This is a genomic window from Extensimonas soli, assembly GCF_029211265.1.
Classification (GTDB): domain Bacteria; phylum Pseudomonadota; class Gammaproteobacteria; order Burkholderiales; family Burkholderiaceae_C; genus Extensimonas; species Extensimonas soli.
The window spans coordinates 1-25,311 of sequence record NZ_JARGEL010000022.1 but is presented as its reverse complement, the minus strand read 5'-3'; the positions used below and the strand labels follow the sequence as shown (position 1 = coordinate 25,311).

Here is a 25,311-nt window from a genome sequence, read left to right as displayed (position 1 = left end):
GGCGCAGGGGGCGACGTGGAGCGGCGCTCCACGAGCCACCTGTAACACCGCCAGGGGCGCGCAAGGCCATGGCCCTTCGGGTTGCGGTCAGGGGCGGCGTCTGCGGCGTTGCAGCGCTTGTTCAGGCATGCAGCATGAACGGCGCGCTGCGCCTTGCATCCATCCGCCCCTGACCGCAACGCGGGGCATGTTCCCTACCGAGATAGGCTCTAGCACACAGGCGCGCGGGCCAAAGCGCCGCAGCCATGCGAGCGCGCGCAGCTCGGTCGCACTGCCGCGCACCTTGTCCACCGCTTTGTGCGTGCCCAGGCCCAACCACCAGTTCAGCGCGCCGCCCAGCGTGTTGCCCGCCGTGGCCACGAGGATGGTGGGCCAGAACAGCGCAGGGTTGAGCTTGATGAGCCCGAACACCGCAGGCTCCGAGCCCATGGGCAGCAAGGTCGCGGACACGAACGAGACGACGAAAACCGTGCCCAGGCCGTATTGCGGCAGCGCGAGCAGTTCGAGCAGGTGTTGCAGCCAGGCTTGCATGGTGGCGCGAGTGTAGTGTTTGATGCTTGATGCGACAAATAAAACCGATGGATTTTTGGTCTGGGCAAGGCGCAAACCGCAGCGATACCGGGTGGTATCGCGAGGATTTGCAACGCGGCCCGGGCCGAAAAGACGCGGCTTTATGTCGCAGATAGCGTCGAACACTACACTAGTGTAGGGGCAGGTGCGAAGGCTGCACTGGCGCACCGTGCGCGGATGCCGGGCGTGTCTACGGGAAAACGAGCATGGCGCAGCGGATTCGCGAGGCACGGCAGCTGCCGCAAAATGCCTAAAATTTGAGCAGCTACAATCGCGCCTCTTTTTTTGCTGCGTCACTGCGACTGCCATTGCGCGCTGCCATGCACATCGGCCCCTACCACCTGCCCAACCGCTTGTTCGTCGCCCCCATGGCGGGGGTGACGGATAGACCTTTTCGCCAGCTGTGCCGCCACTTCGGCGCGGGCTACGCGGTCAGCGAGATGGTGACTTCGCGGCGCGATCTGTGGGACAGCCTCAAGACCTCGCGGCGCGCCGACCATACGGGCGAACCGGGGCCGATCGCGGTGCAGATCGCGGGCACCGACGCGGCCATGATGGCCGACGCGGCGCGCTACAACATCGAGCGCGGCGCGCAGATCATCGACATCAACATGGGCTGCCCGGCCAAGAAGGTGTGCAACAAGTGGGCCGGCAGCGCGCTCATGCGCGACGAGCCGCTTGCGCTCGCGATCATCGAGGCCGTGGTCGCTGCCTGCGCGCCGCATAGCGTGCCCGTGACGCTCAAGATGCGCACCGGCTGGTCGGCCGCGCAGCGCAACGCCGTGGCGCTCGCGCGCGCAGCCGAAAGCGCCGGCGTGCAGATGCTCACCGTGCACGGCCGCACGCGCGAGCAGGGCTACAGCGGCGCGGCCGAATACGACACCATCGCCGCGGTGAAGGCCGCCGTGCGCGTCCCCGTGGTCGCCAACGGCGACATAGACTCGCCCGCCAAAGCGCGCGCCGTGCTCGCCCACACCGGCGCCGACGCGCTCATGATAGGCCGCGCGGCGCAGGGCCGGCCCTGGATTTTTCGCGAGATCGGCCACTACCTGACCACGGGCGAGCCGCTCGCGCCGCCGCTCGTGGCCGAGCTGCGCACGCTGCTGCTCGCGCACCTGCAAGACCATTACCAGCTCTACGGCGAGCACACCGGCGTGCGCAGCGCGCGCAAGCACATCGTCTGGTACACGCGCACCCTGCCCGGCGGCGCAGCTTTGCGCCAGGTCATCCACAGCGCGCAGGACTGCGCCACGCAGTGGCAGGCCGTGGCAGACTATCTGGACGCATTGGCCGCGCGCATGGACCGGCTGCCGGCGGTCTGGGGCGACGCCGGACAAGATCACACAGACACATCCATACCCGAGGGACTGGCGGCATGAGCAAACCATCGATTGCCGATTGCGTGCGGGAAAACCTGCAAAACTACTTGCGCGACCTGGACGGCGAGACGCCCCACGGCATGTACGACATGCTGATGCGCGTGGTCGAAAAACCGCTGCTCGAAGTGGTCATGGAGCACACCGGCCACAACCAGTCGCGCGCCGCCGAGTGGCTGGGGCTCAACCGCAACACGCTGCGCAAAAAACTCATGGAGCACCAGTTGCTCCAATGACTATCGTATTAAGAGCTGCTTGCGCTTGATGCGCCTGCGCTATAGGCCGATTTCAATCTCAAACTGCACCTGCCCATGAACGCCCTGATCTCCGTTTCCGACAAAACCGGCATCGTCGAATTCGCCCGCGCGCTGCACGCGCTGGGCGTGCGCCTGCTGTCCACCGGCGGTACCGCCAAGCTGCTCGCCGAGCAAGGCCTGCCCGTGACCGAGGTGGCCGAAGTCACGCAATTCCCCGAAATGCTCGACGGCCGCGTCAAGACCCTGCACCCCAAAGTGCACGGCGGCCTGCTCGCGCGCCGCGACCTGCCGGCGCACATGGCCGCTTTGAAGGAACACGGCATAGACACCATAGACCTGCTCGTGGTCAACCTCTACCCGTTTGAAGCCACGGTGGCCAAGGCCGGCTGCACGCTGGCTGACGCGATCGAAAACATCGACATCGGCGGCCCCGCCATGGTGCGCAGCGCCGCCAAGAACTGGCAGGACGTGGGCGTGGTCACCGCGGCCGACCAGTACGCGGGCGTGCTCGCCGAGCTGCAGGCGCAGGGCAGGCTCTCGGACCAGCTGCGCTTTGCCCTTGCGGTGGCGGCGTTCAACCGCATCAGCCAGTACGACGGCGCGATCAGCGACTACCTTTCGAGCGTGCAGTTCGAGCCCGAAAAGCTGTGCGAAACCTACGTGCCCGCACGCAAGCTGTTCCCCGACCAGGCGAACAGCCAGTTCGTCAAAATCCAGGACCTGCGCTACGGCGAAAACGCGCACCAGCAGGCCGCCTGGTACCGCGACCTGTACCCCGCGCCCGGCGCCATCGTCACGGGCAGGCAGCTGCAGGGCAAGGAGCTGAGCTACAACAACATCGCCGACGCCGACGCCGCCTGGGAATGCGTCAAGAGCTTCGCGCAGCCCGCGTGCGTGATCGTCAAGCACGCCAACCCCTGCGGCGTGGCCGTGGGCCAGGATGCGCACGAGGCCTACGCCAAAGCCTTCCAGACCGACCCGACGAGCGCCTTCGGCGGCATCATCGCCTTCAACCGCACGGTGGACAAGGCCGCGGCCGAGGCCGTGGTCAAGCAGTTCGTCGAGGTGCTGATGGCGCCCGACTTCACGCCCGAGGCGCTCGAAATCTTCCGCCCCAAGGTCAACGTGCGCCTGATGCAGATCGCCCTGCCGCCGGGCGGCAGCACCCCGTGGGAGCAGGGCCGCAACGCCATCGACTCCAAGCGCGTGGGCTCGGGCATCCTGCTGCAGACCGCCGACAGCCACGAGCTGCAGCTCGCCGACCTCAAGGTCGTCACGCAAAAGCAGCCCACGCCCGCGCAGCTGCAAGACCTGCTGTTCGCCTGGAACGTGGCCAAGTACGTCAAGAGCAACGCCATCGTCTTTTGCAAGGATGGCATGACCATGGGCGTGGGCGCGGGGCAGATGAGCCGGCTCGACTCGGCGCGCATCGCCAGCATCAAGGCCCAGGCCGCGAGCCTGAGTTTGCAGGGCACGGCGGTCGCGAGCGATGCGTTCTTCCCGTTCCGCGACGGGCTCGACGTGGTCGTCGATGCGGGCGCGAGCTGCGTGATCCAGCCCGGCGGCTCCATGCGCGACCAGGAAGTGATAGATGCCGCGAACGAGCGAGGTGTCGCGATGGTGTTCACGGGCGTGCGGCATTTCCGGCATTGAGACGCTGCGCTGTGCCGGTGCAGGACGGCGCAAGAGGGCGCAGGATCGCGCAGGATGGCGCAGGATGGCGCATCGTGGCGCCGATGGATTCAGAGCGTTTTTGGCGCTTTGCCGGTGTCCATCAAGCCCTGGCAGCTATCATTAGCGAAGCGGTGCGCGCACTGCCTCGGCCGCCGTGCCGGTGCGCGGCCCGGCCGCGTCCGCCGCCAGGGCTCAGACAGGGACCAGCCGGCCGCGCCCCGCCGCGCCGGGCAGCACCTTGAGCGACTTGTCCGTGCTGGCGTGGTAGTTGTGGCTCGTGATGGTGTCAACGAACACCCAATCGCCGCGGCATTCGCTGGGGGTGGCGGTGAGCAGCAGGTAGCCGCGGCGTGAGGTGTCGGCGTATTTCAGCGTGGGGATGAGCTGCTGGAAGGCGCCGGCGAGCATCGCGGGGTTCTCCTTGGGCAAGATTTCCTCGAAGCCCGGCGCGCTCACGGAAGAGGTGGCGAACTCCACGCCCACGGGGTTGCCTTGCAGGTCTTGCAGCTCGTTGGCCCAGGCGTTGTGCGTGTCGCCGGCCAGCACCACCAGGTTTTTTTGCAGTGCGCGGGCCATGCCCAGCACGGTTTCGCGCGCTGCGGCGTAGCCGTCCCAGGCGTCGAGGTTGTACGGAATCGCTGGCTGCGCCAGGATGGCCTGCTCCTGTGGCGTGAGCGCGGCAGGGGTTTGCTGGGCCTTGGCGACCAGCGCCGCATAGGTGGACACGCTGACCCCGCTGCCCGGCGCCAGCACGTCCATGAGGATGGGCGCGGGCACGTTCATGCGGCCCATGAGCACCTGCTGGCCCAGCACCTGCCAGGTTGCGGCCGAAGCGCCCAGCTGCTGCTGCAGCCATTGCGTTTGCTGCGTGCCGAGCAATTGGCGCGTCGGATTGCTGAGTGCCGCGGTAAAGGCCGCGGCGTCGAGGCCCTGGGGCGTCATGAACTGGGTGTAGTCGAGCTGTTTGTCGCGCCCAATGTGGCGCGTGTCGAGCATGTGCAGCGCCAGCAGGTCGCCGAACGCGAAGCTGCGGTAAATCAGCGCGGGCTGGGCGTTGCGCGTGGGCAGCCACTCGTGGTAGGCCTGCTGGGCCACGGCCTTGCGTGTGGCGTAGTCGCCTTCGGTCGCGCTCTGGTGGTTTTCGGCGCCGCCGGTCCAGCTGTCGTTGGCGACCTCGTGGTCGTCCCAGATGGCGATCATGGGCAAAGCGGCGTGCAGCGCCTGCAAGTCCGGGTCGCTGCGGTACTGCGCGTAGCGCTGGCGGTAGTCGGCCAGGGTGAGGATTTCGCCTGCAGGCTGCACCAGCCGCCCGAGCTGCGCAGCCTGCGCCGAGGCATAGCCGTCGCGGCCGTATTCATAGAGGTAGTCGCCCAGGTGCACGGCGACGTCCACGTCGCTGCGGCGCGCGGCGTCGGCATAGACGTTGAAGTAGCCCGCGGGGTAGTTGGAACAGGAAAACACCGCGAGTTTGACCTGCGCGACGCTGCCCGTGGGCAGGGTGCGTGTGCGTCCCGTGGGCGATGTGGCATCGTAGGCGCGGAAACGGTAGTAGTAGCCGGTGGCGGCCTTGAGCCCGGCGGCATCGACCTTGACGGTGAAGTCCCGACCCGCAGCGGCCGTGGCCTGGCCTTGCGCCACGAGCGTGGTGAAGGCGGCATCGCTGGCCACTTCCCACTGCACCGGAATGTCGCGCGTGTCGCCCGCGGGCGGCGTGACGCGCGTCCACAGGATCACGCGGTCGCTCAGCGGGTCACCGCTGGCCACGCCGTGCAGAAACTGCACGGGCGGTGCGCCATCGCCGCCACCGCAGGCGGTCAGTGGCAAGGTGCCGAGCGCGACCCCGCCCCAGGCCACTTGGCGCACAAAGCTGCGGCGTCCGGGGTCGGCGGGGCGCTGGTCCGCACTGGCAGCGGAGGTTGCAGGGACGGAGGTGTCGGCTGGCAGATTCATGGTGCGGCAGTGATTGAAAGAACAAAGCCGCGAGTCTGGTCACGGGTTGTGACGCGGGCGTGAATCGTGTCGGGGCGGCCGCAAAAGCCCCATGCAGTCCGTTCCGCGTTTTGCGAGAAAAGCGCCGAAGCCGACGAAATGTAGGGGCGTTTTTGGCACTTTGCCCGCATCCATCAAGCGCCATCAGCTATCACTAGTGTAGTGTTCGACGCTATCTGCGACATAAAACCGCGTCTTTTCGGCCCGGGCCGCGTTGCAAATCCTCGCGATACCACTCGGTATCGCTGCGGTTTGCGCCTTGCCCAGACCAAAAATCCATCGGTTTTATTTGTTGCATCAAGCATCAAACACTACACTAGCGAAGTGATGCGAACACCGCCTCGGCCGCCGCGAGGGTCTGTGCGATGTCATCCTCGCTGTGCGCCGCGCTCACGAAGCCGGCCTCATATAGCGCCGGAGCGATATACACGCCACGATCGAGCAGGCCGTGGAACAGCCGGTTGAAGCGTGCGCCGTCGCTGTGCATGACTTGCTGATAGTTTTGCGGCAATTCGGGCAGCAGGAAAAAGCCGAACATGCCGCCTTCGCAGTCGGCGGCAAAGGGCACGCCGTGGCGGGCGGCGGCGGCCGCTAGACCCTCGACCAGGCTGCGGGTGCGCTGCGCGAGCGCGGCGTAAAAACCAGGCTTGGCGATTTCGCGCAGCGTGGCGAGGCCGCAGGCCGTGGCCACGGGGTTGCCGCTGAGCGTGCCGGCCTGGTACACGGGGCCCAGCGGCGCGAGCTGCTCCATGACCGCGCGCTTGCCGCCAAAGGCCGCGAGCGGCATGCCGCCGCCTATGACCTTGCCCAGCACCGTGAGGTCGGGCGCGAAGCCGGGGATGGCCTGTGCATACAGGCTTTGCGCGCCGCCGAGCGCGACGCGAAAGCCGGTCATCACCTCGTCGAGGATGAGCAGCGCGCCGTACTGCGTGCACAGCTCGCGGCAGCGGCGCATGAAGGGGATGCTCGCGCGCACGAAGTTCATGTTGCCCGCGATGGGCTCCAAAATCACGCAGGCCAGCTCTGCGCCATGTTCGGCAAACGCCTGCTCGAGCTGCGCCACGTCGTTGTAGGGCAGCACCAGCGTGTGCTGCACCACCTCGGGCGGCACGCCGGCGCTCGTGGGGTTGCCGAAGGTGGCCAGGCCCGAGCCCGCCTTGACCAGCAGCGCGTCGGCGTGGCCGTGGTAGCAGCCTTCGAACTTGAGGATCTTGCTGCGCCCGGTGGCGCCGCGCGCCAGGCGCAGCGCGCTCATGCCCGCCTCGGTGCCGGAGCTGACCAGGCGCAGCATTTCCATAGAGGGCAGGTGCGCGAGGATGGCTTCGGCGAGCTCGATCTCGCGCTCGGTTGGCGCGCCGAAGCTGAAGCCGTCGCGCGCGGCCTTTTGCACGGCCTCGAGCACCGCAGGGTGGCCATGGCCCAGGATCATCGGGCCCCAGGAGCCTATGTAGTCGATGTAGCGCTGGCCGTTGGCGTCCCAAAAGTAGGGCCCTTGTGCGCGCTCGACGAAGCGCGGTGTGCCGCCCACGGCGCGAAACGCGCGCACCGGCGAATTGACGCCGCCGGGGATCACGCGCTGGGCGCGGGCGAACAGGCTGGCGTTGCGGTCGGCGCCAGCGCCAGGGGTGGAATCAGTGTTTGGTGTCATGGGGTGGGATGACGAAGCCCTCGAAACTCGTGGCTTCTTCCATAAGCGTGTCGATGCTGTCGCCTTCGTCGTCCTCGTCGTCCTCGTCGGACTGCGCCCAGAACATGCGGTCTGGCAGCACATGGCCCATGCCGGGGCGAAAGCCTGAGGCCAGGCAGCGGTCGAGGTAGGAAAGCGCCTCGCTCGTGGCCTCGCCGAGGTCGAAGCCATTGGCTATCAATGCCGCGAGTGCCGCCGAGAGCGTGTCGCCCGCGCCGGTGAAGGTGGCGTCGAACAGCTCGAACTTGCCGCTGCCGAGGATTTTTTCGGGCGATGCCAGCACGTTTTCGACGAACTGCTCGGGCAGGGGAATGCCCGTGACCAAGGTATAGGGCACGCCCTGCTCGCCGGCCGCGCGTGCGAGGTCGCGCGCCGTGGGGCTGCGCTCGCCGTCCCAGTCGGGCAGCAGCCAGCGCCAGAGCGTGCCGTGGTTGCCCACCAGCACCGAGGTCTGCGGCAGCAGCAGTTCGCGGAAGGCGTCGAGGTAGGGCTCGATCGCACTCTCGCGCAGCCACGACAGGTCGGGCATGTAGGCAATCACCGGCACGCCGTCGTAATCGGCGGTGATTTCGGCAATCGTGCCTATGTTTTCGGGGCTGCCCACGAAACCTACCTTGATGGCCTGCACGCTCAGGTCTTCGAGCACGGCGCGCGCCTGCTCGCCCACGGCCTCATCGTCGAGCGCACTGTGGTCGAAGATTTCGGCGGTGTCGCGCACATAGACGCCCGTGGTGACCGGCAGGGGGTGTGCCCCTACGCTTGCGCTGGCGGTAATGTCCGCCGCCAGGCCGCCGGCGCCGCAGGGGTCGCTGGCATTGAAAACCAGAATGCAGGCGGGAAGCTCTGAGCCTGCAGCTTGCGGGTCACCGGGCATGTCAGGTGCAAAGGGAGAAGGCGATGGGGTCATGGACACCGTTTTTTGTGTGGCAAGGGTGCAACTGTAATGCAGGCGCGGCGCGGCGGTGGAGGGGGCCGGGTGCACATCGCCTGTTGTTTTTTGGTTCCCGTCGCGTGCCAGATTCCATGCAAAGTGGTCTGGTGGATACGAGCGCACCGATACAATGCCCTCTCATTGTAGGAGCGCGTCAAGGAGCCTCCAGTGCGGCAAAAGGCGGTCGCCGGCCTCTGGAAAGACAACTGCCATGTCGGCTGCCAGTGCAGCGTTTCGTGGTTGCTGCATGCGCGCACCGATCGTCATTACATTTACCGAAGCAGGCATTAATCTGTGAGCGCCCCCAGGTCTTGGATGTGTTTGGTGTGCGGCTGGGTTTACGACGAAGCCAAAGGCTCGCCCGAACACGGCATTCCCCCCAACACCCCTTGGGAGCAGGTTCCGATGAACTGGACATGCCCCGAATGCGGGGCGCGCAAGGAAGACTTCGAAATGGTGCAGATATAAACAAAACAGGGACAGGGTGGACCGGCTTGTTCATGCGCATTTTTCCTTCAACCTTCAGGAGTGGCAGCAATTGACTACCAATGACCCATCCTTCAAGGTGCTCGTGGTGGACGACAGCAACACCATCCGCCGCAGTGCCGAGATTTTTCTCAAGCAGGGCGGCCACGAGGTTTTGCTGGCAGAAGACGGTTTCGACGCCTTGTCCAAGGTCAACGACTACCATCCCGATATGATTTTTTGCGACATCCTGATGCCGCGGCTCGATGGCTATCAGACGGTCGCTATCATTCGGCGCAACATCCGGTTTGCGGATACGCCGGTGGTCATGCTTTCCTCGAAAGACGGTGTGTTCGACAAGGCGCGCGGACGCATGGTGGGATGCCAGGAATACCTGACCAAGCCATTTACCAAAGACCAATTGCTGCAGGCCGTGCAACGGTTTGCCCATTCCTCCCAAGGAGCGACCTGATGTCCATCAAAAAGGTATTGGTGGTTGACGATTCGAAGACCGAACTGATGTTTTTGAGCGATCTGCTGCACAAAAAAGGGTTCCAGGTGCGTACGGCCGAAAACGGGGAAGAGGCTTTTCGCTGCCTGGCCCTGGAAAAGCCCGACCTGATTCTCATGGACGTGGTCATGCCGGGACAAAACGGGTTTCAACTCACGCGCACCATTTCGCGTGACCCTCTGTATGCCGATGTGCCCATCATCATGTGCACGAGCAAAAACCAGGAAACAGACCGTGTCTGGGGCATGCGCCAGGGCGCACGCGACTACATCACCAAACCGGTCGATCCTGCGGAGTTGCAGGCCAAGATCGACGCCCTGGGCTGAGCTCCATGAGCAAGCGTGAAGCGCTGCGAGAATTTCAGGCGCGCATCGTCAGCCGACTCCAGACCGCCAGGGCGCAGGGCGCACTGGTGGCCTCCTGGCTGGCCGTCGAGTCTGCCGGGCAGTCCTATCTGGTGCCGCTTGGCCATGCCGGGGAAATCTTCCCCGGGACTTCGGTGCAGCCTGTGCCGCATACCCTTGGCTGGTTTCTCGGTGTGGCCAACCTGCGCGGGAGTCTGGTCGGGGTCGTCGATCTGGCTGCACTGCTGCATGCCACGCCCAGGCGCGATGAACAGGCCTTGTCCGAAATCAGCCTGCTGACGTTCAACCCGGCGCTGGAAGTGAACGCGGCCCTGCTGGTGGATAGACTGCTCGGGCTGCGCAGCGCGCAAGACTTCGTTGCCTCGGAGCCGCCGGCGGAGGATGGGCCATCGTATTTCGGGGCCACTTATCTGGATGCGCACGGTGTGCGCTGGGGGGAGCTGAATCTGCAGCTGCTGTCCCAGGATCCTACATTTTTGAGCATCAATGCTTGATTCTTCCTGTCCTCACGGCTTGCGTAAGCCAGGTCCGACCAGGCTCCTATACGCCACCTTGGCGTACCCGCGTGTGCGATAGTCCTATTTCTTGTAAGGTTGACCATGTCCATCGTTGATCAATTGGGGAAGTTGTTCCAACGCCAGCCGGCGTCAGCCGCGCCCGTCCAGGGAGAAGAGGGGGCAGGTGAACGGCCGCCGGAGGGTGCGACCGTGCTCGACTCCTACCAGGCGGATCCCATGCACAGCGTGCAAGGTGATCCGGGGGGGCGGCCGCAGGAGCAGGAGCCTGAACCTATTGAGGGGCAGGAGGAGCTGATCTCTTTGCCACTGCTTGGGCAGGCTACTGCGGCCCAGCACCAGAGGCGCCTGCTGGCGTTATTGGCGGGCGGTGTGGTGTTGCTGGTATTGATTGCCGGCTGGGTGCTGCAGCGTGCAGACCGTGCCGCGCAGCAGATCGAAGCGACGGGCCAGGCCCTGACGCAATCGCAGCGTCTCGCCAAGTCGGTGACGCAGGCATTGGTGGGCAGCCCGCAGGCATTTGCCGAGGTGGCGGAGAGTGCGGGGATTTTGGCCCGCAATGTGCGCGCGCTCAGCCATGGGGATAGCGCCCTGGACGATGTGAAGGCGCTGGGAGACGCCTTCAAGCCCGAGCTCGATGCCATCAGCCCGCTGGCCGAACGTACCGAGCGCAATGCCAAGGTGGTGCTGGGGCAGCAAAAAACATTGCCCCAGGTGGCCGAGGCCCTGCGCGCGATCAACCGGCAATCGGCCGAGCTGCTCGAAAATGCCGAAACCATCGCTTCGCTCAAGGTGCAACAAGGCGCGCCCGCGCCCGAGGTGGCCGCAGCCGGTCAGCTGGTGATGTTGACCCAGCGCATCGGCAAGTCTGCGAGCGAGTTCCTGACGCTGGAGGGGGTCAGTCCCGAAGCGGTGTTCCTGCTCGGCAAGGACTTGAATGCCTTCAAGGAAATTGCGCAGGGCCTGCTCGATGGCAATGCCGAACTGCGCGTCGGCCCGGCACGCGATGCGCAAACGCGCGAGCAGCTTCAAAGCCTTCTCAAACGCTATGAGGAAACGCGCACGCAGGCCGGCGCCATTTTGGGTAATTTGCAGGGCTTGATGACCGCCAGGCAAGCGCAAAATGCTATCGTTTCTGATAGCGAGCCGCTGCGTCGTAGCCTGGAAGGCTTGCAGACCAAGCTCTCGGCCCAGGCAGGTCTTGGCGTGGGGCAGCTGTTTCTTTTGGTATTGGTGACCCTGTTCGTGCTGCTGTGCGGCGTCGGCTTTGCGCGTGTGCAACTGCTCGAGAGCCGTCGGCGCGAAGCTGCGGCCGAAAGCATGCAGCAGGAAGCCAGGCACCAGGAGCAGGAAGCCAAGCGCATCAACGATGCCAACCAGGCGGCCATCTTGCGCTTGATGAACGAATTGCAGTCCGTTGCCGAAGGTGACCTGACGCAGGAAGCCACGGTGACCGAAGACATCACGGGCGCCATCGCCGACTCGGTGAACTACACGGTGGAAGAGCTGCGCCAGCTCGTGGGCAACGTGCAGAACACGGCCACGCGCGTGGCGCAGACCACGGCGCAGGTGGACAGCACTTCCACGGAGCTGCTTGCCGCCTCGACCGAGCAGCTGCGCGAAATTCGCGAAACGGGCCGCTCGATTCTGGACATGGCCGGGCGTATCAACGAAGTCTCCACGCAGGCGCAGGAATCGGCCGACGTGGCGCGCCAATCGCTGCAGGCGGCGGAATCCGGTCTGCAGGCCGTACAAAACACCATTGGCGGCATGAACGCCATCCGCGACCAGATCCAGGAAACCTCCAAGCGCATCAAGCGCCTGGGCGAGTCCTCGCAGGAAATCGGGGAAATCACCGAGCTGATCTCCGACATTACCGAGCAGACGAACGTGCTCGCGCTCAATGCGGCCATCCAGGCGGCATCCGCGGGCGAGGCCGGGCGCGGTTTTTCCGTGGTGGCCGAAGAGGTGCAGCGTTTGGCCGAGCGTTCGGCGGACGCCACACGCCAGATCGCGGCGCTGGTGAAGGCCATCCAGACCGATACGCAGGACGCCGTGGCGGCCATGGAGCGCTCCACGCAGGGCGTGGTGGAGGGCGCGCGCCTGTCCGACAGCGCGGGTACCGCGCTGGCCGAGATCGACCGCGTGACGCGCCGCCTGGCCGAGCTGATCGAGCAGATATCCTCCTCGACCTCCCACGAGGCTGTGCTCGCGAACGAGGCGGCAGACAACATTCAGCACATTTTTGCGGTGACCGAGCAAGCAGGCGAGGGCACGCGCGCCACTGCGCAGCAGGTGCGCGAGCTCGCGCAGGTTGCCGAAGAATTGCGCCAGTCGGTGGCGCGGTTCAAGATCGCCTGATTCGCCTGATGCCGTCTTTGTCGTACCAACCAGCAGGGCTCATCGCGGCCGGAGACGAATCCATGCCCTCTCTCGATGTCAATCACGCGCCCGCGGCAAGCCAGCAAGAACGCGACCTCGGGCCCCTGGCCTGGGTGTTGGAAGAATTGCGCAAGTCCCTGGACACTGCCGTCAAGGCGATGCGCCGCTTCGTGCACGAAGCCGAACAAGCCCGGGATTCCGACCTTGCGGCGCTGGATGCAGGTGCCTTGCGCATGGCGCGACAGCAGTTGCACCAGGCCAGCGGCGCCCTCGAAATGGTGGGCATGGCGCCCCCTGTGCAGCTGTTGCGCGCGATGGAGGCGGCGGTCCATAAATTCGTGCAGCAGCCGCCGTTGTGCACCAGGGAAGCCATATCCACCATCGAGCGTGCAGGCTTTGCCCTGCTCGAGTACCTCGAATATGTGCTGGCGGGCAAGCAGGCGTCTCCCGTCGCCTTGTTCCCGCAATACCGTGAAGTGCAGACGCTGGCGGGTGCCGAGCGCGTCCATCCTGCGGACCTGTGGCCCACCGAGCGGCGTATCCGTGAACCTGAATTTCCTCTGTCAGTGGCGCCCCTGGCTTATGGGAGTGCGGCGCGTGCCCGCCTCGATGCCGCCGTGTTGCAGATCGTCAAGTCCGGTGATGCCGGCGCCGCGCACAGCATGCAGGACCTCTGCCTGGGTTTTGCCGCAGCCCAGACCGATACCCGCGTGCGCACCTTCTGGAAGGTCTGTGCGGGCTTCTTCGAGGCCTTGGCCGGCGGCCTGCTGCCCGCGGATATTTATGTCAAACGCGTGGCCTCGCGCGTGCTCATGCAGTACGCCACGCTCGCCAAAGGCGAGGATGGCGTCACCGATCGCCTGCTGCAGGACCTGCTTTTCTTCTGCGCGCAAGCCAGGCCTGCAAATGCGGACGCCTTCCCCGTGCTCAACGCAGTGCGGCAAACATTTGGCTTGCACCGGTTCGAGCCGGTGCGTTACGAGGCGGCGCGTTTCGGCCGCTTCGACCCGAGCCTGCTTGCGCAGGCGCGCAAGCGCATCGCGACAGCTGCAGAAATCTGGTCCGCACTGGCCGGCGGCGATCGTGCCAAGCTCAAGCCGGCTGCGGATCAGTTCAGTCTGGTCTGCGATTCCCTGCGCAAGCTGCTGCCCGGCAGCGAGGGCCTCGCACAGGCTCTGGCGCAGGCGCTCGATGCCACGGTGCGCACCGGGGAGTCGCCGGCTGCCCCTTTGGCCATGGAGGTGGCCACGGCCGTGCTGTATCTGCAAGCGGCTTTCGAGGAACTGGATGCCGAAGACGCCCAGATGGAGGTGCATTTCGGACGCCTCGCCGAGCGCCTGCGCGCCGTGCTGGCCGGCGCCGCGCCCGAGCCGCTGGAGCCCTGGATAGAAGACCTGTACCGGCGCGTCAGCGACAAGCAAACCATGGGCAGCGTGGTCAACGAACTGCGCGTCTCGCTGGCCGAGGTGGAAAAAGCGCTGGACCAGTTTTTTCGTGCACCTGAGGACACCAGCGTGCTGGTTCCTGTGCCCGGGCAAATGGCGCAAATGCGTGGCGTGCTCTCGGTGTTGGGGCTGGAGCAGGCGGTGCAGGCCATGGCGCGCATGCGCGAGGTGGTGGAGCGTTTGTTGGTTCAGGCCATCCCCGAGGAGGGTCTGGGCCAAAATTTCGAAAAACTGGGCAACAGTCTCGGCACCCTGGGTTTTCTGATCGACATGCTGAGCTACCAGCGCAATCTGGCGCGCAAGCTCTTCATTTACGACGAAGTGCAGGATGAGTTGCGCATGCTGACGGGCAAAACACGGGTGCGGGCCACGGACGATGCCCCCCTGGCGCAGGCCGCACGGCAGGCACGTGCAGGGACTGAGTTGCCGCCCGTGGTGCCCCGCTTCCCGGAGCAGGCGCCCGCCCAAGAGCCCACCGATTTTGCGCCCCTGCTGGAAATGCCGGGTGATCTCGGTGGGGTGCAAGAATCGGTGCAGGAGGCCGCGCCAGCTTCAGTGCAAGCCGAGTCGGCCAAAGAGGCGATAGCGGAACAAGCTGTGACGCGGACCTCGCCCGCCGCACCCGGAGCCGGGATTTTGGGGCAACCCACGCCATCGGTGCCTGACGCGGAAGACGAAGAATTGCGCGAGGTGTTCCTGGAAGAGGCGCGCGAGGTCGTGGCGCAGGGGCTCGCAGCCATCGCCGCATTGCACGAGGAGCCCGGCAACTTGAGCGAGCAGACCACGTTGCGGCGCGCTTTCCACACCCTCAAGGGCAGTTCGCGCATGGTGGGACTGAATGAGTTCGGCGAGGCGGCCTGGTCTATGGAGCAGGTGCTCAATGCCTGGCTCGCCGAGCAAAAGCCGATGCCTGCTGCCTTGCTGGGGTTGGCAGGGGATGCCTTGCGCGCCTTTGGGCAATGGGCGGACGACATTGCCACGGGGGGGGCAGCGCACTGGCAGGCGCAGGCATTCCGTGCTTCGGCCGATGCCATGCGTCTACACGGCAACTTGGTGCCCCTGGAGTTGGTGCTTGCTGGAGCCGCAGCGGCGGATGTTGCCGAAGTGGCAGAACCTGCGCTCGCCGAAGTGCCGACCTTGCAGCAGGCGCCCCAGGAAGAGCCCGGCGAGCCCGAGGTGCCGCAAGCGCCTGCGGAGCAGGCTGTGGAGGCGGTCGCGCCGCAGGCGCCCGTTGCGGAGATTCCCTTTGCTGCCGAGGGTGCTGCCATGTTGGGGGCGGTGGCTGCCGAGGAAGCGCACGGCGCGCAGGAATGGCCGGCGCTGGAGTTGCCGCAAGGCTTACCCGATGCTTCGCCGCAGGAGCCCGTGGCGGAAATTCCGTTTGCTGCCGATGTGGAAGAGGTCGATTTTTCCGCGTTTGCCGCCGCGCAGGAACAAGTATCTGCCGCCCCGGAAGCACCGATCGCCGAGCCTTCGCCGGAGGCCGCGGCACCGGTACCGGCACCCGAGCCAACGCTGGAATTTGTTCCGCTGCCAGAAATCGTTCTGCCCGCTGCCGCGCAAGCGGGAGCCACAGAACTGCCGGGCGCGGAACCGCTCAGCATGGAGCCGCTGCCCGCTGCGGCCGAGGCAGTCCAGACCATCGAGCCACGCCAGGAGGACGGTGCACAGAAGGAGCTGGTGGAATTTCTGGCCGACCTGTCCGTGGACATGCTCGCAGACCTGTCAACGGAAACGGCGTCGGTCGCTCCGTCCGTGCCGCAAGAATCCTCCTTCGGCATGGAGGCACCTCAAGAGGTGCCTCAAGATGCGCCTGTGGAAAGCGCGGTGCAGGTGCAGGACGACCAGGATGCGGTCAAGGTCATTGGCGACCTGCGCATTGGTGCCGCGCTGTACAACGTCTATCTCAATGAGGCGGACGAGTGGTCGCAGGAGCTCGAAGATCGTCTGCAGACCTGGTCGCGCGAGCTGCAGACGCCCGTGCCCGATATGGCGGTAGCCAGGGCGCACGCGCTGGCCGGCGCCTCTGCCACGGTGGGCTTCCTGACCTTGTCGGAGCTGGCCCGTACGCTCGAACATGCATTGCAGCATGTGCAACTGCAGACGGGCGGCACACCAGAGCAGGCGCGGGTATTTCTGGCCGCGGCGCAGGACATTCGCCGCCTGCTGCACCAATTCGCAGCCGGTTTCCTGAAGGAGCCGGGCGTGCAGGTACTGGAAGACCTGCACGGCATCCTGGCGCAGGAAGTGCCCAGTGCGTCCATGCAGCTGCAAGAAAACTTGGCAGAGGAGTTCATCGAGACGACGCCCCCCCCCAGCGAAATGGGGCCCGAAAGCGCGCCAGTGCCCGCAACACTGCAGACGTTCGCGCCCGCCGCCGCCGCCGCAGATCTGGAGGCGCCCCCTGCTGGCGTTGTGACGAGCGCGCAGGCGACTACGAAGGATGAGGGGGATGCGAGCGACGCCATCGATCCCGACCTGTTCCCGATCTTCGAAGAAGAGGCGCAAGAGCTCTTGCCGCGGCTCGGTACGGCACTGCGTCAGTGGGCCGCGCATCCCAGCGATCTGGAAGCGCGCAATGCCGCACTGAGGGTCTTGCACACCTTCAAGGGCAGCGCCCGCCTTGCCGGGGCCATGCGCCTGGGGGCAAGGGCGCACAGGCTCGAGTCCCTGATCGAACAACTGGATGCCCACCACCTCAAGGCCGAGCAAATCGAGCCCTTGCTCGGCCGCTTCGATGCGCTGAGCGCGCATTTCGATGCTTTGTGCGCGCGGGGCGAGCAGGAAGCGAATGCGCCGCTGGCTGCTGACGCAACGACCACAGCTGGCGCGCAGAGTGCGGAAATATTGGCGCTGGAGCAAGCAGTGTCCGCTGCCGAGGCTCCGCCAGTGCTGGCGGCACCGTCTTTGCCGGGGCCGGCGCCCTTGGTCATCGGGCGTGCGCAGATCACCCAGTCGGTGCGTGTGCGTGCGCAGCTGCTCGACCGCTTGGTCAACCAGGCCGGCGAGGTCGTGATCAGCCGTGCGCGCCTGGACGCGCAGGTGGCGCAGCTGCGCAGCTCGCTCGCGGACCTGACGGGCAATCTGGAACGCTTGCGTCAGCAGCTGCGCGACATCGAGGTGCAGGCCGAATCACAAATGCAGTCCAAGCTGGCGCTGTCCAAGGATTCGGCCAGCGGTTTCGACCCGCTGGAGTTCGACCGCTTCACGCGCGTGCAGGAGCTTACGCGCATGATGGCCGAGTCGGTCAACGACATTGCCACAGTGCAGCGCAATCTGCAGCGCGCCGTCGAAGGGGCAGAAGACGAACTCAGCGCGCAGGCGCGCCAGGCGCGGGAGCTGCAGCGTGACTTGCTGCGCACGCGCATGGTGGAGTTCGATGCGATTGCCGAGCGTCTTTACGCCGTCGTTCGCCAGGCAGGCAAGGAACTGGGCAAGCAGGTCAAACTCGAGTTGCGGGGCGGATCGTTCGAGCTGGACCGCGGCGTGCTCGAGCGCATGGCGCCGGCGTTCGAACACTTGCTGCGCAATGCCGTGGCCCACGGCATAGAGCCCGCGGAGCAACGCCTGGCCCAGGGCAAACCCGCTGCGGGCACCATCACCATCGATGTGCGCCACGAGGGCAATGACGTGGCCATCGAGTTCCGCGACGACGGCGCTGGCCTCGACCTGCCGCGCATCCGCGCCAAGGCCATTGCGCAGGGCTTGCTTGCGCCCGATGCCGAGCTGGGCGTCAGCGATGCCGCGAACCTGATCTTCCAGTCCGGTTTTTCCACGGCCGCGGAAGTGACGGGGATCGCCGGCCGGGGGGTGGGCATGGACGTGGTGCGCTCCGAGGTCAATGCGCTCGGTGGACGCATCGAAACCTCTACCGAGGCGGGCCAGGGGACGGCTTTCCGGCTGGTGCTGCCGCTGACCACCGCGGTGACGCAGGTGGTCATGCTGCGCGCTGGCGAGTTGACGGTGGGCATGCCCGCCAATCTTGTCGAAATCGTGCGGCGCGCCACCGCTGCGGACCTGGAGCAGGCCTATCGCAGCGGGTTTTACGAAGAAGGCGGGGAGCGTTTGCCGTTTTTCTGGGCGGGGGCGCTGCTGCAGTCTTCGGTGCGCAGCAAGGAACCCGTGGGCAAGAACCGCCCGGTGGTCATCGTGCGCAGTGCGGCGCAGCGCATCGCGCTGCACGTGGACGAAGTGCTGGGCAACCAGGAAGTCGTGGTCAAGCAACTGGGGCCACAGCTGTCGCGCCTGCCGGGACTTGCCGGCATGTCGCTGCTCGCTTCGGGTGCCGTGGTGCTCATCTACAACCCCGTGGCGCTGGCCACCGTCTATGGCGAGCGCGTGCGCGCTGCGGGTGCGGGGCTGCCGGCCGTGCTCGAGGCCACGCTGGCGCCGACGGCTGGCGTACCGATGGCGCCGGCCGTGGCGCTGGGGCCGAGCCAGGTGCCCCTGGTGCTCGTGGTCGATGACTCCATCACCGTGCGCCGCGTCACCCAGCGCCTGCTGCAGCGTGAAGGCTACCGCGTGGCACTGGCGACGGACGGGCTGCAGGCGCTCGAGCGGCTGCAGCAGGAGCGCCCAGCGGTGGTGTTGTCCGACATCGAAATGCCGCGCATGGATGGCTTCGACCTGCTGCGCAACATCCGTGCAGACCAGGCGTTGCATGGCTTGCCGGTCATCATGATCACTTCGCGCATTGCGCACAAACACCGCGAGCACGCGCTCGAGCTGGGCGCCAACCACTACCTCGGCAAACCCTATTCCGATGAGGAGCTGCTGGGGCTGGTCGCGCATTACGCGCGGCTCGAGGCCGCAGTTCAGGCATAGCGACGGGATATTCCCACTCCGCGACAAAGGGCGCTCATGGAATCCGCAAACAAGCCAGCAACCTTCCCGGGCGACAGCCGCCTGCTTTCTTACCTGGCGCTGATGGCGCGCGAGCGTGCCTCCGACCTGTTTTTGCTCGACGGCGCGCCGCCCACGCTCAAGCGCCAGGGGGACTTCACACCCATCACGCAGGCCCCGCTGGGCGCCGAGGACATCCGCGCGATGGCCTACTCGATCATGCGCAAGGCGCAGATCGACGAATTCGAGGCCACCATGGAGTGCGACCTTTCGTTCCAGATGGGGGCGTCGGGGCGCTTTCGGGTCAACGTGCACCAGCAGCGCGGCAAGGTGGGCATGGTGGTGCGTCATGTCACGGCGCAGATCCTCTCGCTCGAAGAGCTGGGTTTGCCCGCGGTGTACAAGCAGCTGGCGTTCCTGCAAGCGGGCCTGGTGCTCGCCGTAGGTGCGGCCGGCTCCGGGAAAACCACCTCGCTGGCGGCCATGCTCAACTACCGCAATGAGAACGCCACAGGCCACATCCTGACCGTGGAAGACCCGATCGAATACCTGCACGGGCACAAAAAATCGCTGGTCACCCAGCGCGAAATCGGTCTGGACACGCGCTCGTACGACGATGCCCTGCGCCACGCCATGCGCGAGGCGCCGAACGTGATCATGATCGGCGAAATCCGCGACCGCAGCACTATGCAGCATGCACTGCACTACGCGGAATCCGGGCACCTGTGCGTTTCCACCATGCACGCCAGCAACGCCCGCCAGGCCGTGCAGCGGATTCTGAATTTCTTCCCCGAAGATGCGCACAGACAGGTGCTGATGGACTTGTCGCTGAACTTGCGCGCGGTGGTGGCGCAGCGGCTCGTGAGAAGCGTGCAAGGTCAGCTCGTGCCCGCAACCGAAGTCATGCTGTGGTCGCCCTATGTGTCCGAGCTGCTCCAGAAAGGCCAGATCGACGAACTCAAGACGGCGATCGAGCGCAGCGGCGAACCCGGCATGTGCACCTTCGACCATTCCTTGTACGAGCTCCAGCAGCGTGGCGTCATCACGGCCGAAGAGGCCCTGGCCCATGCCGACAACCGCACCGACATGTCGCTGCGCCTGCGGCTTGCGGCCGGCGCCCCGCCACTGGGCGAAGGCCTGCAGATCAGCCCGCAGAGCAGGTCCAGCCTCGGCTGAGGAGCGGGCCGGTTTTTGCTCGCCGCTGCTGCGCGGCGCTGGATATGGGGGCGCGGGCCGGGGCGCCGTGGGATGGTTCGTCGCGTGGGCATGGGCGGCCCACCTTGCGGCTGCAGTCTTGGCTTGCCCGTAGAATTGCCCGCATGTCTGCCGAGTCCGCGCCCATGAACCTGACGCACCATTTCCTGATCGCCATGCCCGGCGTGCGCGATTCTCTGTTCGCGCGCAGCGTGGTGTATGTGTGCGAGCACAACGAGCGCGGCACGCTGGGGCTCATCGTCAACAAGCTGAGCGACATCACGCTGGGCCAGCTGTTCGACAAGCTCGACCTGCCGCTGCAGCGCGCCGACCTGGCCACGCAGCCGGTGCTGCAAGGCGGGCCGGTGCAGACGGATCGCGGCTTCGTGCTGCATGAAGTGGTGCAGGCGTCCGCGGTCCAGGGGGGGCAAGAGCAGGAGCCGGACGAAACCCTCTATGCCTCGACCTTGCGTATCCCCGGTGGCATGGAGATGACCACGTCCAAGGACGTGCTCGAGGCGCTTTCGACTGGCGGCGGCCCGCAGCGCCTGCTCATCACACTCGGTTATTCCGCCTGGGGTGAGGGCCAGCTCGAATCCGAGCTGCGCGAAAACGCCTGGCTCACCGTGGGGGCCGACCTGGCGGTGCTGTTCGACACACCCGTGCCCGAACGCTACGGCCGCGCCCTGGCCCTGCTCGGGCTGCAGTCCTGGATGCTCACCGCCGAGGCGGGGCATGCCTGATGAAGAGCGACGAGATGGCTGGCCTGCCCGCGCAAGCACCCGTGCCGGCGCAGTTGCAGACCTTCCTGGCCTTCGACTACGGCCTGCGGCGCACCGGCGTGGCCGTGGGCACGCGGCTGTTGCGCAGCGCGAGTCCGCAAACCAGCATCCACGCCGCGGGCGACGCGCGCTTTGCCGAGGTGGCGCGGCGCATCCGTGAGTGGCAGCCCGACGCCCTGGTGGTCGGCGTGCCTTTTCATCCCGACGGCGCGAGCCATGAAAACACCGTGCGTGCGCGCAAGTTCGCGCGCCAGCTGCATGGGCGCTTTGGTCTGCCGGTGTACGAGGTCGATGAGCGCTACAGCACCACCGAGGCGCGGGCCGAGGCGCGCACGCCGGATGCCGACGCCGGCGCCGCCTGCATCATCCTGGAGCAATTTTTGAGGAGCCTGCCATGAGTTCCCCCCCGCCTGCCGCCGCAGGCCACCTCGTGCTCGACGCCGAGGCCCTCTACCGCGAACTGCTGCACGGGGTGCGCGCACTCATGGCGCCGGCGACGCGGCTCGCGGGCATCGCCTCGGGCGGCGCCTGGCTGGCCGAGCGCCTGCAAAAAGACCTGGGCCTGCCCGGCGCGCCCGGCGTGCTGTCTTCGGCGCTGCACCGCGACGATTTCGCCCAGCGCGGCCTGAGCGCGAGTGCGCAGACCACGCTGCCGTTCGACGTCGAAGGGGCCGACATTCTGCTGCTCGACGACGTGCTCTACACCGGGCGCACCTTGCGCGCCGTGCTCAACGAACTGTTCGACTACGGCCGTCCCGCGCGCGTGCGCCTGGCCGTGCTCGTCGATCGCGGCGGGCGCGAGCTGCCCGTGCAGGCCGACTTCGCTGCCGCGCGCGTGGCGCTGCCACCCACGCAGTCGCTCGCCCTTGCGCGCGACGCGCAGGGCCATTTCCACTTTCAGATCAAGGGGGCTTGAGCGTGCTGCACCGGCGCAATCCCCAGCTCAACGCGCACGGCGAGCTGATCCACCTGCTTTCCACCGAGGGCCTGCCGCGCGACATCCTGCTGCAGATCCTGGACACGGCCGACAACTTCGTGAGCGTGAATGACCGCGAGGTCAAAAAAGTGCCGCTGCTGCGCGGCAAGAGCGTGTTCAACCTGTTTTTCGAAAACAGCACGCGCACGCGCACCACGTTCGAGATCGCGGCCAAGCGGCTGTCGGCGGACGTGATCAACCTCGACATCGCGCGCAGCTCGGCGAGCAAGGGCGAATCGCTGCTCGACACCATCGCCAACCTGAGCGCCATGGCGGCCGACCTGTTCGTGGTGCGCCACAGCGAGTCGGGCGCGCCCTACCTGATCGCGCAGCACGTGGCGCCGCACGTGCACGTGATCAACGCGGGCGACGGGCGGCATGCGCACCCCACGCAGGGGCTGCTCGACATGTACACCATACGCCACTACAAAAAAGACTTCAGCAATCTCACGGTGGCCATCGTCGGCGACGTGCTGCACTCGCGCGTGGCGCGCTCGGACATCCACGCGCTGACCACGCTGGGCGCGGCCGAGGTGCGCGTGGTCGGCCCGCGCACGCTGGTGCCCGCCGACATGGCGCCCATGGGGGTGCGCGTGTGCCACACGCTGCAAGAGGGCATCCAGGACGCCGACGTGGTCATCATGCTGCGCCTGCAAAACGAGCGCATGAGCGGCGCGCTGCTGCCCTCGCGCCAGGAATACTTCAAGCATTTCGGTCTCAGCCCCGAAAAGCTGCGCTGGGCCAAATCCGACGCGATCGTCATGCACCCCGGCCCGATCAACCGCGGCGTCGAGATCGACTCCGCCGTGGTCGACGGCCGCCAGAGCGTGATCCTGCCGCAGGTCACCTTCGGCATCGCGGTGCGCATGGCGGTGATGTCCATCGTTGCGGGCAATGAAGCCTGAGGCGATGCGAAAAATCATTTTTTGATAGCTGCTAGTGCTTGATACATCTGCGCTAAAGGCCATTTTCATACAAAAACCATGAACCTACTGATCCAGCACGGCCGCGTGATCGACCCGGCCAGCGGCTTCGACCAGCACTGCGACGTAGCGCTGGCCGCGGGGCGCGTCGTCGCGCTCGGGCCGGCGCCGGCGGACTTCGTGCCGCGGCGCGTGCTCGATGCGCGCGACTGCATCGTGCTGCCCGGCCTGGTGGACCTGGCGGCGCGCCTGCGCGAGCCTGGGCATGAGCACGAAGGCATGCTCGAGTCCGAAATGGCCGCCGCGGTGGCGGGCGGCGTGACCAGCCTGGTGTGCCTGCCCGACACCGAGCCCGTGCTCGACGAGCCCGGCCTGGTCGAAATGCTCAAGTCGCGCGCCGAAAAGTTGCACCTCGCGCGCGTGTTTCCGCTGGGCGCGCTGACGCGCGGCCTGGCCGGCGAGGTGCTGACCGAAATGGCCGAACTCACCGAGGCCGGCTGCGTCGGCTTCGGTCAGGCCGAGGTGCCGCTGCCCAACACGCAGGTGCTGCAGCGCGCGCTGCAATACGCGGCCACCTTCGGCTACACCGTGTGGCTGCGTCCGCAGGATGCGCACCTGGGGCGCGGCGTGGCCGCCAGCGGTCCGCTGGCCACGCGCCTGGGCCTCGCGGGCGTGCCCGTGGCGGCCGAAACCATCGCCCTGCACACCATTTTCGAGCTGCAGCGCAGCACGGGCGCGCGCGTGCACCTGTGCCGCCTCTCGAGCGCTGCAGGCGTCGAGCTGGTGCGCCGCGCCAAGGCCGAGGGCCTGCCGCTGAGCTGCGACGTGAGCATCAACTCGCTGCACCTCACCGACACCGACATGGGCTACTTCGACAGCCGCGCGCGGCTCGCGCCGCCGCTGCGCCAGGCGCGCGACCGCGACGCGCTCCGTGCGGGCCTGGCCGACGGCACCATAGACGCCCTCGTGTCCGACCACACCCCGGTCGATGAGGACGCCAAGGCCCAGCCCTTTGCCGAGGCAGAGCCTGGCGCGACGGGGCTGGAGCTACTCCTGAGCCTAGCGCTCAAGTGGTCGCAAGACCAGGGCGTGCCGCTGGCGCGCGCGCTCGCCGTGGTCAGCAGCGCGCCGGCAGGTGTGCTCGGCAATGCGCCGGATCAAACAGGCCTGGGACGCATCGTCGAGGGCGGCGTGGCCGACCTGTGCATCTTGGACCCGCAGGCACACTGGAGCGTGCGCGCCGACGCGCTGCGCAGCCAGGGCAAGCACACGCCGTTTCTGGGCTACGAACTGCCCGGCCAGGTGCGCTGGACCTTGGTGGCCGGCGCAGTGGCGTTCGAGCGCGCCTGAGAGGCTGAGAGTTTTCGTCCATGGCCGCCTTGCACACCAAAACACCCCCGCTTGTCGTTGCAAATGCTCGCCATAGCCCGAGCTATGGCTGCGCTTTGCGCCTCGATCGGTGGCGTTTTGATGCGCCTTTCGGCCGCGGCCGAAAAACTCTCAGCCTCTGAGTGGCGGTTGGGTGCTGCCCGGGGGCGCCGTTTCATGAAGCAAGTCATCGCCTGCGGGCGGATGTTGCGGCTGTTTTGGCATATTTGCGTGGGCATGGCGATCGTGCTGCTGCGCTTTCCACGCTGGTCGCCCGAGCAGCGGCAAATGCGCGTGCAGGTCTGGGCGCAGGCCTTGTTGCGCATCCTTGGCGTGTCTTTGCGCATCGTGGGCAACCCGCCAGCGCAGGGGCCCGTGCTGCTGGTGGCCAACCACATTTCGTGGCTCGACATTCCGGTGCTGCACGCCACGCGCCACTGCCGCTTCGTCTCCAAGTCCGACGTGCAATCCTGGCCCTTGCTCGGCACCCTGGCCTCGGCTGCGGGCACGCTGTACCTGGAGCGCAGCTCGCGCCGCGACGCCCGGCGCATGGTGCATCAGCTGCAGCAGGCGCTGCAGCGCCACGAGGTGCTGGCCTTGTTTCCCGAGGGCACCACGGGCGACGGGCGCACGCTGCGGCCCTTTTATCCCAACCTTTTGCAGGCTGCCATCGACTGCGACGCCCCCGTGCAGCCTCTGGGATTGCGCTTTGCCGACAAGGCCAGCGGCTGCATCAGCTTTGCACCGAGCTACACCGGCGACGAAACCCTGCTGGCTTCGCTTTGGCGCACGCTGTGCGCGCCGCCCATCGAAGCCGTGGTGCACTTCGGCACCCCGGAGCACGCGCAAGGCCGCGACCGGCGCGCCTGGAGCCGCGACTTGCAGCAGGCCGTGGACCGCCTGCGCCAAGGCTGAGCCTGCACTCTGGGCCCACACCGGCCGCGATGCCGCGATGGGTGCGATTCAAACTGATGTGTCCCAATAGAGGGTAAGCCAGCAACGCCAGGAGGGCAACGTGATGAAACCAGACGAGATCAGCGACGAAGAGATAGTGCGAGG

General features: G+C 66.5%; 20 protein-coding genes. 16 read left to right on the top strand and 4 right to left on the bottom strand.

Annotation, left to right across the window (positions count from 1 at the left end; genetic code table 11):
- Positions 1-87: 87 nt before the first annotated feature.
- Positions 88-531 (bottom strand): YqaA family protein, encoded by a 444-nt coding sequence (locus PYV55_RS10085; RefSeq protein ID WP_275850648.1) that lies wholly within the window; start codon positions 529-531, stop codon positions 88-90.
- A 359-nt stretch (positions 532-890) separates the two neighbouring features.
- Here PYV55_RS10085 and dusB point away from each other — a divergent pair, with 359 nt between their 5' ends.
- The 3 genes from dusB (at position 891) to purH (ending at position 3,856) form a co-directional block, all read left to right on the top strand.
- The gene (dusB, locus tag PYV55_RS10080; protein ID WP_275850646.1) at positions 891-1,949 is read left to right on the top strand and encodes a tRNA dihydrouridine synthase DusB; all 1,059 of its coding nucleotides are present in this window, start codon (positions 891-893) and stop codon (positions 1,947-1,949) included.
- The gene (locus PYV55_RS10075; protein WP_275850644.1) at positions 1,946-2,182 is read left to right on the top strand and encodes a Fis family transcriptional regulator; all 237 of its coding nucleotides are present in this window, start codon (positions 1,946-1,948) and stop codon (positions 2,180-2,182) included. Before dusB ends, PYV55_RS10075 begins: the two co-directional genes overlap by 4 nt.
- 69 nt (positions 2,183-2,251) lie before the next feature.
- The gene (gene purH / locus PYV55_RS10070) at positions 2,252-3,856 is read left to right on the top strand and encodes a bifunctional phosphoribosylaminoimidazolecarboxamide formyltransferase/IMP cyclohydrolase (RefSeq protein WP_275850709.1); all 1,605 of its coding nucleotides are present in this window, start codon (positions 2,252-2,254) and stop codon (positions 3,854-3,856) included.
- A gap of 213 nt (positions 3,857-4,069) precedes the next feature.
- Here the strand turns inward: purH and PYV55_RS10065 are convergent, their stop codons facing one another.
- The 3 genes from PYV55_RS10065 to thiD form a co-directional block, all read right to left on the bottom strand.
- Positions 4,070-5,827: an alkaline phosphatase D family protein gene (locus tag PYV55_RS10065; RefSeq protein WP_275850642.1), complete on the bottom strand. Its 1,758-nt coding sequence runs from the start codon at positions 5,825-5,827 to the stop codon at positions 4,070-4,072.
- Positions 5,828-6,182: 355 nt separating this feature from the next.
- On the bottom strand, positions 6,183-7,514 hold the full coding sequence (gene hemL / locus PYV55_RS10060) for a glutamate-1-semialdehyde 2,1-aminomutase (RefSeq protein ID WP_275850640.1): 1,332 nt from the start codon (positions 7,512-7,514) through the stop codon (positions 6,183-6,185).
- Positions 7,498-8,427 (bottom strand): bifunctional hydroxymethylpyrimidine kinase/phosphomethylpyrimidine kinase, encoded by a 930-nt coding sequence (thiD, locus tag PYV55_RS10055; RefSeq protein WP_275850638.1) that lies wholly within the window; start codon positions 8,425-8,427, stop codon positions 7,498-7,500. Before thiD ends, hemL begins: the two co-directional genes overlap by 17 nt.
- 372 nt (positions 8,428-8,799) lie before the next feature.
- Here thiD and PYV55_RS10050 point away from each other — a divergent pair, with 372 nt between their 5' ends.
- From PYV55_RS10050 to PYV55_RS09990, 13 genes are all read left to right on the top strand, one after another.
- Positions 8,800-8,952 (top strand): rubredoxin, encoded by a 153-nt coding sequence (locus PYV55_RS10050; RefSeq protein WP_275850706.1) that lies wholly within the window; start codon positions 8,800-8,802, stop codon positions 8,950-8,952.
- Between the two features lie 70 nt (positions 8,953-9,022).
- The gene (locus PYV55_RS10045; protein WP_275850703.1) at positions 9,023-9,421 is read left to right on the top strand and encodes a response regulator; all 399 of its coding nucleotides are present in this window, start codon (positions 9,023-9,025) and stop codon (positions 9,419-9,421) included.
- The gene (locus PYV55_RS10040; RefSeq protein WP_275850637.1) at positions 9,421-9,786 is read left to right on the top strand and encodes a response regulator; all 366 of its coding nucleotides are present in this window, start codon (positions 9,421-9,423) and stop codon (positions 9,784-9,786) included. Before PYV55_RS10045 ends, PYV55_RS10040 begins: the two co-directional genes overlap by 1 nt.
- A 5-nt stretch (positions 9,787-9,791) precedes the next feature.
- Positions 9,792-10,319 carry a chemotaxis protein CheW gene (locus PYV55_RS10035; protein ID WP_275850635.1) on the top strand — a complete coding sequence of 176 codons (528 nt, stop codon included), beginning with the start codon at positions 9,792-9,794 and terminating at the stop codon, positions 10,317-10,319.
- A 105-nt stretch (positions 10,320-10,424) separates the two neighbouring features.
- Positions 10,425-12,701: a methyl-accepting chemotaxis protein gene (locus tag PYV55_RS10030; protein WP_275850632.1), complete on the top strand. Its 2,277-nt coding sequence runs from the start codon at positions 10,425-10,427 to the stop codon at positions 12,699-12,701.
- 62 nt (positions 12,702-12,763) lie between these two features.
- Positions 12,764-18,991 carry a hybrid sensor histidine kinase/response regulator gene (locus PYV55_RS10025; RefSeq protein WP_275850629.1) on the top strand — a complete coding sequence of 2,076 codons (6,228 nt, stop codon included), beginning with the start codon at positions 12,764-12,766 and terminating at the stop codon, positions 18,989-18,991.
- Between the two features lie 36 nt (positions 18,992-19,027).
- Positions 19,028-20,185, top strand: a complete 1,158-nt coding sequence (locus tag PYV55_RS10020; protein WP_275850627.1) for a PilT/PilU family type 4a pilus ATPase — start codon at positions 19,028-19,030, stop codon at positions 20,183-20,185.
- A 143-nt stretch (positions 20,186-20,328) separates the two neighbouring features.
- Positions 20,329-20,946 (top strand): YqgE/AlgH family protein, encoded by a 618-nt coding sequence (locus tag PYV55_RS10015; protein WP_275850624.1) that lies wholly within the window; start codon positions 20,329-20,331, stop codon positions 20,944-20,946.
- A 14-nt stretch (positions 20,947-20,960) separates the two neighbouring features.
- Positions 20,961-21,383: a Holliday junction resolvase RuvX gene (gene ruvX, locus PYV55_RS10010; RefSeq protein ID WP_275850701.1), complete on the top strand. Its 423-nt coding sequence runs from the start codon at positions 20,961-20,963 to the stop codon at positions 21,381-21,383.
- Positions 21,380-21,901 (top strand): bifunctional pyr operon transcriptional regulator/uracil phosphoribosyltransferase PyrR, encoded by a 522-nt coding sequence (gene pyrR, locus PYV55_RS10005; protein WP_275850621.1) that lies wholly within the window; start codon positions 21,380-21,382, stop codon positions 21,899-21,901. The genes ruvX and pyrR overlap by 4 nt, the downstream gene beginning before the upstream one ends.
- 2 nt (positions 21,902-21,903) lie before the next feature.
- On the top strand, positions 21,904-22,866 hold the full coding sequence (locus PYV55_RS10000; protein WP_275850698.1) for an aspartate carbamoyltransferase catalytic subunit: 963 nt from the start codon (positions 21,904-21,906) through the stop codon (positions 22,864-22,866).
- 78 nt (positions 22,867-22,944) lie between these two features.
- Positions 22,945-24,234, top strand: coding sequence for a dihydroorotase (locus PYV55_RS09995; protein ID WP_275850619.1), 1,290 nt, complete (start codon positions 22,945-22,947; stop codon positions 24,232-24,234).
- 195 nt (positions 24,235-24,429) lie between these two features.
- Positions 24,430-25,167 carry a lysophospholipid acyltransferase family protein gene (locus tag PYV55_RS09990; protein WP_275850617.1) on the top strand — a complete coding sequence of 246 codons (738 nt, stop codon included), beginning with the start codon at positions 24,430-24,432 and terminating at the stop codon, positions 25,165-25,167.
- Positions 25,168-25,311 lie beyond the last annotated feature (144 nt).